The organism is Streptomyces sp. NPDC059957 (genome assembly GCF_042730015.1).
Taxonomy (GTDB): domain Bacteria; phylum Actinomycetota; class Actinomycetes; order Streptomycetales; family Streptomycetaceae; genus Streptomyces.
The window spans coordinates 1-6,248 of the sequence record NZ_JBHWMB010000154.1 but is presented as its reverse complement, the minus strand read 5'-3'; the positions used below and the strand labels follow the sequence as shown (position 1 = coordinate 6,248).

10 protein-coding genes are annotated in these 6,248 nt (G+C 72.0%); 5 read left to right on the top strand and 5 right to left on the bottom strand.

The genetic code is table 11. The features are described from left to right. The first annotated feature begins 214 nt into the window (after window positions 1–214). Both ACFWBW_RS41335 and ACFWBW_RS41330 read left to right on the top strand, forming a co-directional pair. Complete coding sequence (locus tag ACFWBW_RS41335; protein WP_385384955.1) at window positions 215–580, top strand: DUF3618 domain-containing protein; 366 nt, start codon at window positions 215–217, stop codon at window positions 578–580. A 114-nt stretch (window positions 581–694) separates the two neighbouring features. Further along, the gene (locus ACFWBW_RS41330) at window positions 695–991 is read left to right on the top strand and encodes a WhiB family transcriptional regulator (RefSeq protein ID WP_385384952.1); all 297 of its coding nucleotides are present in this window, start codon (window positions 695–697) and stop codon (window positions 989–991) included. A 106-nt stretch (window positions 992–1,097) separates the two neighbouring features. Here ACFWBW_RS41330 and ACFWBW_RS41325 read toward each other — a convergent pair whose 3' ends face one another. From ACFWBW_RS41325 to ACFWBW_RS41315, 3 genes are all read right to left on the bottom strand, one after another. Then, window positions 1,098–1,442 (bottom strand): SH3 domain-containing protein, encoded by a 345-nt coding sequence (locus tag ACFWBW_RS41325; protein ID WP_385384950.1) that lies wholly within the window; start codon window positions 1,440–1,442, stop codon window positions 1,098–1,100. A gap of 213 nt (window positions 1,443–1,655) precedes the next feature. Continuing rightward, window positions 1,656–2,051, bottom strand: a complete 396-nt coding sequence (locus ACFWBW_RS41320; RefSeq protein ID WP_385384947.1) for a hypothetical protein — start codon at window positions 2,049–2,051, stop codon at window positions 1,656–1,658. Window position 2,052: 1 nt separating this feature from the next. Continuing rightward, the gene (locus ACFWBW_RS41315) at window positions 2,053–2,595 is read right to left on the bottom strand and encodes a hypothetical protein (RefSeq protein ID WP_385384944.1); all 543 of its coding nucleotides are present in this window, start codon (window positions 2,593–2,595) and stop codon (window positions 2,053–2,055) included. A 163-nt stretch (window positions 2,596–2,758) separates the two neighbouring features. On the opposite strand from ACFWBW_RS41315, the gene ACFWBW_RS41310 reads away from it, so the two are divergent. Then, on the top strand, window positions 2,759–3,262 hold the full coding sequence (locus ACFWBW_RS41310; RefSeq protein ID WP_385384941.1) for a hemerythrin domain-containing protein: 504 nt from the start codon (window positions 2,759–2,761) through the stop codon (window positions 3,260–3,262). A gap of 58 nt (window positions 3,263–3,320) precedes the next feature. Here the strand turns inward: ACFWBW_RS41310 and ACFWBW_RS41305 are convergent, their stop codons facing one another. Further along, a complete protein-coding gene (locus ACFWBW_RS41305) occupies window positions 3,321–3,686 on the bottom strand; it encodes a PRC-barrel domain-containing protein (protein WP_385384939.1) in 366 nt (121 codons plus the stop codon). 225 nt (window positions 3,687–3,911) lie between these two features. On the opposite strand from ACFWBW_RS41305, the gene ACFWBW_RS41300 reads away from it, so the two are divergent. Together ACFWBW_RS41300 and ACFWBW_RS41295 are read left to right on the top strand one after the other, a co-directional pair. Continuing rightward, complete coding sequence (locus tag ACFWBW_RS41300) at window positions 3,912–4,622, top strand: VanZ family protein (protein WP_385384936.1); 711 nt, start codon at window positions 3,912–3,914, stop codon at window positions 4,620–4,622. Between the two features lie 129 nt (window positions 4,623–4,751). After that, window positions 4,752–5,822, top strand: coding sequence for a mechanosensitive ion channel family protein (locus tag ACFWBW_RS41295; protein WP_385384933.1), 1,071 nt, complete (start codon window positions 4,752–4,754; stop codon window positions 5,820–5,822). Window positions 5,823–5,896: 74 nt separating this feature from the next. On the opposite strand, the gene ACFWBW_RS41290 is transcribed toward ACFWBW_RS41295, so the two are convergent. Further along, the gene (locus ACFWBW_RS41290) at window positions 5,897–6,019 is read right to left on the bottom strand and encodes a hypothetical protein (RefSeq protein ID WP_327250591.1); all 123 of its coding nucleotides are present in this window, start codon (window positions 6,017–6,019) and stop codon (window positions 5,897–5,899) included. Between the last annotated feature and the right edge of the window lie 229 nt (window positions 6,020–6,248).

The window sequence follows — 6,248 nt, the reverse complement described above, 5'->3', positions numbered from 1 at the left end:
TTAGCAGGGTGGGCCCCCACCTCCCACCTAGAGTTTTGGTGCACCCTTTCTGTGCGAGAAACCCCCACCAGCCCGTTTCCGGGGCAACTCGCCCGTGTCATCGGACCGTTGCCGGGTATCCGCGCAGCACGCCCGTCAGGCGGGCAACGCGGGCGGACGGCACCCGGCCGGCCCGCGGGCAGGCGGAGAACTCGAAGGAAAGGGAACCCCGACGATGACGATCATGACGATGGCGACGACCGGACTGCACGGAAACAAGTCCGTCCCCAGCGCACGGGCGCTCCGCCGACAGGCCGCCCGGACCCGAAAGGAACTGGGCCGGACGGTCGAAGCGCTGGTCTCCAGGGCGGGCGCCTCGGGGCGGGTCCACGAGACCGCCGAGCGGCTGCGGGAGACGGCGGCATCGCACGTCGGCCGCCTGGTCGAGGACAAGAAGCTCGACGCGGCACGGGGCGGGGCCGTACGGGCCGTGACCACGGCGCGGAGCCACCGGACGGCGCTGATCACGGCCGCGGGCGTACTGGCCGCGGCCCTGCTCGCCCGGCGCAGCCGCCGGGCACGGCGCGGAGAGGCTGTTTGAACCGACCGCTGCGGGTCAGACGAGGAGTGATCGCGCATCCGAATCAGGCCCGGATCCGATCGGAACCCGTTCCGGATCCGGGCCTTCTCCGATGGAGGTTCCGAGGTGGGAAATGTGTCGCGTCTGCCGGGTCGTGCCGAGCACCACTGGTTGTGGCAGGAGGACGCCGCCTGCCGGGGACTGGGCTCGCGCCTCTTCTTCTACCCCCCGGGCGAGCAGCGCCCGGACCGGGAGGCGCGGGACGCCGCGGCCAAGGAGGTGTGCGCGCTGTGCCCGGTGCAGCGAGCATGCCTGCGGCACGCGCTGGAGGTGGGAGAGCCGTTCGGCGTCTGGGGCGGGCTCAGCGCGCACGAGCGGCGCGGACTGCGTACGGCGGGAGCGCGGAGGTCCGCACTGCACTCCACCGCGTGAGCGCGGAGCGCCCGTAAAAGGGACTGCTCGAGGAACTCGTCAAAGGGAACGGCCCCCGAACACCGGGGGCCGTTCCCTTTGCGGCTTTCCACCGCTCATCGCGCTCTCAGCAGGGGCGGACGGGCCGGAGGTTGTGCACGTAGCGGGCCGAGACCCAGCCCTTCGAGCCGTGCAGGCGGTACCACACCGGGTTGCCGTCCACCCAGCCCCCGCGCTTCTGGCACACGAGGAGCACCCGGTCGTGCGGATGCAGCTTCTTCACCACGTCCGAGTACACGGTCGGCTTCTCGCGGACGTTGAGCGGTGCGCGGGACTCGACGACGCCCACGGGGCCGGACTTGCCCTGCCCGTACCCGGCGGCGAGCCCGTCGGCCGCCCAACCGGCCGTGCTCAGCGGCCCGATCAGTACTCCGGCCGCCAAGGCGTACGTCAGCAATGCCTTCTTCACCATCGGATCCACTCTCCCTGTATCGCCTGGCCGCGGGGCCGGCAGCCCGTGCGGCCGATCGCCCGACCGACTATCCACCGACCGGGCGGCGGATGACCGGCGGCCCGTAGGGAACACGCCCCCGTTGCTCCGGATGGCCCAGAGTCCTTCGCCGTGGCCGCCTTCCCGGCCGACCACGGCGAAGGACCCGGGATGCCGACACCGGGCCCCCGGGACTCAGGTGGCGAGCAGCCGGTCGACCAGGGTGCGGTAGGCGCGCAGGGCCTGTCGCAGATCCTCGGTGGCCACCTGGTCACCGCTCTTCCACTGCTCCTCCAGCCCGTCCCGGCGTGCGGAAAGGGAATCCGAGAACTTGAGCATGACCTCCGACACCAGGGCGTCCGCCGCGCGGACCGCCTCCTGGGGATCGTCCACGAACCGGCCCTGGATCTCGCTCCACGTGGAGTGGTAGCGCTCGGCCTCGGCGGCTCCCAGAAGCGGTTCCTCCTCGTTCTGAGAGCCCCGATCCGGTGTCGGCCCGCCCGCGGGCCCGGGACGGGCCAGGTCCTGCGCCGTGAGGACGGGCTCGGTCGCCGTCCCCCGCCCGGCACTGTCCTCGTAGATCTTCTTCATGTCACCGGCTCCTCTGGTCGGAGAGCAGCTCCTCGAACAGGGTGCGGTAGTGCACCATCGCCCCGCGCAGCTGCTCAGTCGTCGCCTCGCCCGCACCGCCGCGCACCTTGGTCGCGTGGGCGGCCCGGTACTGCTCCAGCGTGTGGCCGTGCTCCACGGAGAGGTCCCGCACCTGTTCCCGGTGCCCCTCGGTGGGATAGCCGCGTTCACCCATCAGCCGGGTCACCAGCTCGTCGGCCTCGGTCACGGAGCGTCCGGGCTCGTCCACGAACCGCTGCTGGACCCCGGTCCACTCGTCCGCGTACTCCTGCCTGCGCCCGGGCGGCAGCTCCTTGATGCCGAGCCGGCCGTGCCGTTCCTCACGGGCGCGCAGGTCACGCTCGGCGGCCCGCCGGTCCCCGCGTTCCTCTACGGTGCGCTCGTACTCCGGGCCGAACCGCGCGCGCAGGTGGCGCCGCCGGGACAGCGCCCACAGCAGTGCGATGAGCGCGATCACGACGACCGCCGCCACGACGACGACGGCTATCAGTGAATTCGTTGACATCTCAGGCCTCCGTTCGGGGGCTTGCAGGTCTCAGTCGGCGCGGTTGCCCTGCCGGGCAGCGGGCAAACCCGCACGGGCGCCGACCGGGCCCAAGGTTTGAACCCGCCCGTATCGAGCAGGCGCGCATGCGAAACGAACCCCGGAAGCCGAGGAGGCACGTGGTATGGCCGCGGACGCACACGAGAACCAGGACGTCGTCGCCTTGATCCTCAAGGACCACCGCACGATGGAGGACCTCTTCCGCCGGATGCGCAGTGTGGAGGCGGACCGTGCGGGCGCGCTCGCGAAGCTGTCCGCGCTCCTCGTCGCGCACGGCGAGGCGGAGGAGGCCGAGGTGTACGGAGCCCTGAAACGGTTCAAGGACGTCGACAACGCGGAGGTGGAGCACGGGGCCGAGGAGCACGCCGAGGGCAACGAGGCCCTCCTGGCGCTGCTGGAGGTGCCGGAGGTGGGTTCCGACGCGTGGGACGAGCGCCTGGAGGACCTGGTCAAGGCGGTCTCCCACCACCTCGACGAGGAGGAGCGCACCATCCTGAACGGAGCCCGGGAGAACGTCCCGGACGAGCGGAGGACCGAGCTCGGAGCGGCCTTCCTTCGGGAGCGGGAGCGACAGCTCGCCGCCGACTGCGGCAGCGTCGAGAACGTACGGGCACTCGTACGGGGATGACAGCCGGCACGGCACCGGGCCCGGACTCTTCGAGTCCGGGCCCGGTTGCTGCTCCGGGTCAGATGATCCGGCCGCCGAAGCCGCCGATGGAGTAGTAGGTACCGAGTTCCTCGCGGTAGCCGACGTCGTCGAGGTGCTTCTCGCGGTGGAACTCCGGAGCGTTCTTGATCTGCTCCTTGGTGCCGTCGACGTAGACCTTCTCCCGCTCCACGTCGACGATGATCACCGTGCTCGCCGGGAGCAGGACCTCCTTGCCGAAGATCCAGATCCCCGTGTCCACGACCAGGTAGGCGTCACCGGCCTCGTCGGAGTGCTTGTCGACCTTGCCGATGCTGCCGTCGGTCGCCTCGACCGTGTACCCGATCAGATCGGTACCGGTCAGGTGGCCGGCGGTCGACCTGTAGCTCCACACATGCTCAGTCACGCGAAAACAACTCCTTCGCCAGACAGGGGGCGTCGGGGCAGTGCCCGCCGTCCCTCCCTTTCGATGTCGTACAGGGCACTGTCGGCGCCCCGCGCGAACTCGCCTGCCCCGGCGTCGCCCGTTCAATCGCTCCCGCGCGCCGACGGTGCGGCGGCCCGCCGGTCCCGACCCGGCCCGCACCGCCGGACGCGCGTACCGGGCCCGTCACAGGGCAGACGAGCCGCCATGACATGGAGACACGCGCTGCGGCGCGGTGAGAGCCCCGACAGCGGAGCCGTAGCGGGCACCTGGCGCCGGCGCCGTCCGGCGCACCCGGCCGTCCGGGCGCTGGCCATGGTGGCCGCCTTCGTCGGAACCGTCCTGTTCAGCGTGGTCCTGGCCCGGCTCACGCTGGAACCGTCCGCCGCCTCGGTGGCCCTGGTGCACAGCAACGTCCGGCCCGGCCATTCGATCAACGCCTACCTCGACGGAGCGTCGACCGTCGAGGCGGTGCGCCAACTGGGCGGAAACCTGCTGCTCGGCCTGCCGTTCGGAGTGCTCCTGCCCGTCCTCATGCCCCAGGCCCGGGGGCTGCTGCGCGTCGCCGCGGTGACGGTCTGTCTGATGACGCTGGTGGAGCTGATCCAGGGCGCCCTCGTCACGGGACGCGTCTTCGACATCGACGACGTCATCCTCAACACCACCGGAGCCCTCCTCGGCTACCTGCTGATCGGCCGCCGCCTGGGCCGGGCCGTCCACCCGCGCCGAAGGCACTGGTGGCACCGCCGGCCCCGGCAGGGCACGCCGGGGCCATCGGCGAGGCCGGAGCCGGAACCGGAGCCGGAACCGAAGCCGGAGCGGAGGCCGAGGCCGGAACTGAAGCCGGAGTCGGGGCCGAAGCCGGTCTCGAAGCCGCGTCGCGCGGGTTGGCGGAAGGCCCTCCAGCGCGAGAAGTGAGCCCCACGCGCGGGCCGGAGCGAGCTCGTCGCCCTCGGAACGGGACCCGCGGACGGTGCGTTCCCCGTGTCAGGTCCCTGTCGTGGGGCAGGCGCGCGGGAGTCCGTGCCGTCCACCCACTGGGGAGACATGAACACCGTACTTCGCCTCCTGACCGTCCTGGGAGGCTCGATCCTGCTCACCGCCGCGGCCGGCTGGGCCGTCGACCGACTGCTCCGCCGCGCCGGCGCGCGACACCCCGAAACGCCGTTGTGGAACCTGTTGCGCCGCTGCCGCCACGCCTTGCAGATCGTCCTGCTGGCCGCGCTGTTCAAGGGCGCCTACCGGCAGACGGGATGGCCGCCCCTGCGGGACAATGCAGCCGCTGCGGGCCGGATCCTCTCTCTGGCCCTGATCGGTGCCGGGGCCTGGCTGATCGTGGTCGTCGCCTCCGCCGTCGTCGAGTCGGGGTACGCCCGCTACGCCACCGGCACCCGCGACCCGGCCCGGGTACGCCGGGTCCGTACCCAGGTGACGCTGATCACGCGGGTCGTGACGGTCGTCGCGGCCGTGATCGCGGTCGCCGCGATGCTCCTCACCTTCCCGAGCTTCCGCGCGCTCGGCACCTCCGTGCTCGCCTCCGCCGGGATCATCGGCATCGTGGCCGGCGTGGCCGCCCAGCCCACCCTCGGGAACCTCTTCGCGGGCTTCCAGATCGCCTTCGGAGACCTCGTGCGCATCGGAGACACGGTCGTGGTCGCCGGCGAGTGGGGAGTGGTCGAGGACGTCACCCTCACCTTCCTCGCCGTACGCACCTGGGACGAGCGCCGCATCACCATGCCCGTCTCGTACTTCACCACCCGGCCCTTCGAGAACTGGTCGCGCGGCGGCGTCCAGATGACCGGTACGGTCTTCCTCCACTGCGACCACAGTGCGCCCGTGGACCTCATACGGGACAAGGTCCACGAGATCCTGCACGGCTGCCCGGAGTGGGACGGCCGCGGCTGGGACCTGGCCGTCACGGAGACGACGCCCTCCACCATCGTGGTGCGGGCCATCGTCACGGCCAAGGACGCCGACGACCTGTGGACGGTGCGCTGCGCAGTACGCGAGAAGCTCGTCGGCTGGCTGGCGGAGAAGCACCCCGGCGCCCTGCCCCGCGTCCTCCTGGACCGGGCTCCGACCGTGCACGACACGACGGACGGGCGGCAGCGGCCCTGACGGAACTCCCGGCCGGCGGTGGCCCGTACGGTACGCGGCTGCGGGCCGCGGGCTGTCGGATGCGGCGCGGCTTCCTACCGGTGCCGGGCAAGGGTGTGCACGAGGACGATCAGCGCGAACGCGATGACGAGCAGGTGCACCCAGGAGGGCCCGATCGCCGGGGCCAGGGACAGGGAGGTGAGCTGATGAGAGGTCATGACGCGCTCCTGCCCCCGGCGGCCGGATCGACGCCCCCCATCGCGGGACGGCCGGCGACCGGACCCGCGGGGCGGGGCCCCGGTGCGGTCAGCGCGCCGCAGGCCTGCCGGACTTCAGCCGTGCCGCTTCGATCTCGGCCCAGACGGCCTTGCCGTGCTCGTGGGTGTCCGTGCCCCAGCGGTCGGACAGGCGCTGCACGATGTGCAGGCCGTGGCCGCCCGGGGTGCC

Excerpts from the sequence above, each read along its gene's own strand:
- ACFWBW_RS41290 (WP_327250591.1), bottom strand. The coding sequence starts at position 6,019 with ATGACCTCTCATCAGCTCACCTCCCTGTCCCTGGCCCCGGCGATCGGG.
- ACFWBW_RS41300 (WP_385384936.1), top strand. The coding sequence starts at position 3,912 with ATGACATGGAGACACGCGCTGCGGCGCGGTGAGAGCCCCGACAGCGGA.
- ACFWBW_RS41310 (WP_385384941.1), top strand. The coding sequence starts at position 2,759 with ATGGCCGCGGACGCACACGAGAACCAGGACGTCGTCGCCTTGATCCTC.
- ACFWBW_RS41295 (WP_385384933.1), top strand. The coding sequence starts at position 4,752 with ATGAACACCGTACTTCGCCTCCTGACCGTCCTGGGAGGCTCGATCCTG.
- ACFWBW_RS41325 (WP_385384950.1), bottom strand. The coding sequence starts at position 1,442 with ATGGTGAAGAAGGCATTGCTGACGTACGCCTTGGCGGCCGGAGTACTG.
- ACFWBW_RS41335 (WP_385384955.1), top strand. The coding sequence starts at position 215 with ATGACGATCATGACGATGGCGACGACCGGACTGCACGGAAACAAGTCC.
- ACFWBW_RS41315 (WP_385384944.1), bottom strand. The coding sequence starts at position 2,595 with ATGTCAACGAATTCACTGATAGCCGTCGTCGTCGTGGCGGCGGTCGTC.
- ACFWBW_RS41320 (WP_385384947.1), bottom strand. The coding sequence starts at position 2,051 with ATGAAGAAGATCTACGAGGACAGTGCCGGGCGGGGGACGGCGACCGAG.